This is a genomic window from Bradyrhizobium sp. 153, from assembly GCF_023073835.1.
Taxonomy (GTDB): Bacteria; Pseudomonadota; Alphaproteobacteria; order Rhizobiales; family Xanthobacteraceae; genus Bradyrhizobium.
This window is the reverse complement of sequence record NZ_JADPKH010000077.1, coordinates 1-1499: the sequence shown is the minus strand read 5'-3', so window position 1 is coordinate 1499 and position 1499 is coordinate 1. Positions and strand designations below refer to the sequence as shown.

Below are 1499 nucleotides of genomic sequence, written 5' to 3'. Positions count from 1 at the left end.
CGAACGGGCCTGGTGTTGGTTCACAAGCGCCTCGAAGGTTGCAAGTTCGTTTGGCCAACGATCGCGGACGGCGTGATGCGGATGTCGCCGGCGATGTTCGCGGCCTTGTTCGAGGGGCTGGATTGGAGGTTGGTCCGCCCGGAAGAAGCACGGCGCCCGCAGGTCGCTGGATAAGTGCGGCAGAATGACTCGGCAGCTATTTTGAGCGTGGCACGCGCGGCGGCGATGTGCTCGAAATAGCACATGAGCATCGCGGCGCTACGCGACGAAAACGAACGCCTCAAGGCGCTTTTGGCGCAAACGCAGGCGGCCTTGAGCGAGCATCAGGGGGCGCTGGCGGCGTCGGAGGAAGCGCGGCGTCGGCTGGAGATCATTCTCGGCGAATTGCGACGCGAGAAGTTCGGCGCGAAGTCCGAGAAGCTGCGGCCAGATCAGTATCACTTGCCGCTGGAAGACGTGGAGATCGCGCAAGGCATCCTGGACGCGGCGCAGGAGAGAGCCGAGACTGTGATCAATGGCCGATCGCGGAACGTGCCGGATCAAGGTCCTCATCGCAATCGCGGCTGCTTGCCTGCCCATTTGCCGCGGGTGGAACGGATCATCGAGCCTGCGAGCACGCTCTGTCCGTGTGGTTGCGGTGCCATGGCGAAGATCGGCGAGGACGTCAGCAAACGGCTCGACGTGATCCCGGCGCAATGGCGGGTGTTGGTCACGCGCCGCCCCAAATACATCTGTCGCCGCTGCGCGGGCCCCGTCGTGCAGGCGCACGCACCGGAGCACGTCGTGCCCGGCGGGCTGCCGACCGAAGCGGCCATCGCGCACGTGATCGTCTCCAAATTTGGCGATCATACGCCATTTTACCGTCAGGCCGAGATCTATGCGCGCCAGGGTATCCGGCTTGATCGGGCGACGCTGGGCAACTGGTCCGGCCGCGCCTGCTTCCATCTTCAGCCCATCGCGGACCACATGCGCCACCACCTGGCCATGGCGGATCGGCTGTTCATGGATGAGACCAAGGCGCCGGTACTCGATCCGGGGCGCGGCCAAACGAAGAAGGGCTACTTCTGGGCGATCGCCTCAGACGACCGCGGCCACAGCGGCCCAAGTCCGCCGATCGTGCTGTTCCGATATGCCCCCGGTCGCAGCGGTGCCTTTGCGGAGCAGTTCCTGGATGGCTTTTGCGGACGCTTCCTGCAATGCGATGCCTATGACGGTTATGACCGGCTGACCGAAGTCGTTCGACCGCAAGGGCCGTGGACGCTCGTGCATTGCTGGAGCCATTTGCGCCGGCGCTTCGTCAAATTGGTGCGCAACAGCAAGTCTCCGATCGCCGAGGCCGCCGTCCGGCAGATCGCGCAGCTTTACGCCATCGAAGCCATGGTGCGCGGCTCGTCGCCGGACATCCGGTTGGCCGCGCGCAAGGAGCACTCGCTGCCCCTCATTGCGGCTTTAAAACCGTGGTTTGAGAAGCAGCTTTCCATGATCTCCAGCGGCTCAAC

At 64.2% G+C, this 1499-nt stretch carries 1 protein-coding gene; it reads left to right on the top strand.

From position 1 onward, the window contains the following. Nucleotides 1–243: 243 nt before the first annotated feature. The coding region (locus IVA91_RS18710; RefSeq protein WP_247459050.1) for an IS66 family transposase at nt 244–1499 on the top strand (1256 nt) is incomplete at its 3' end.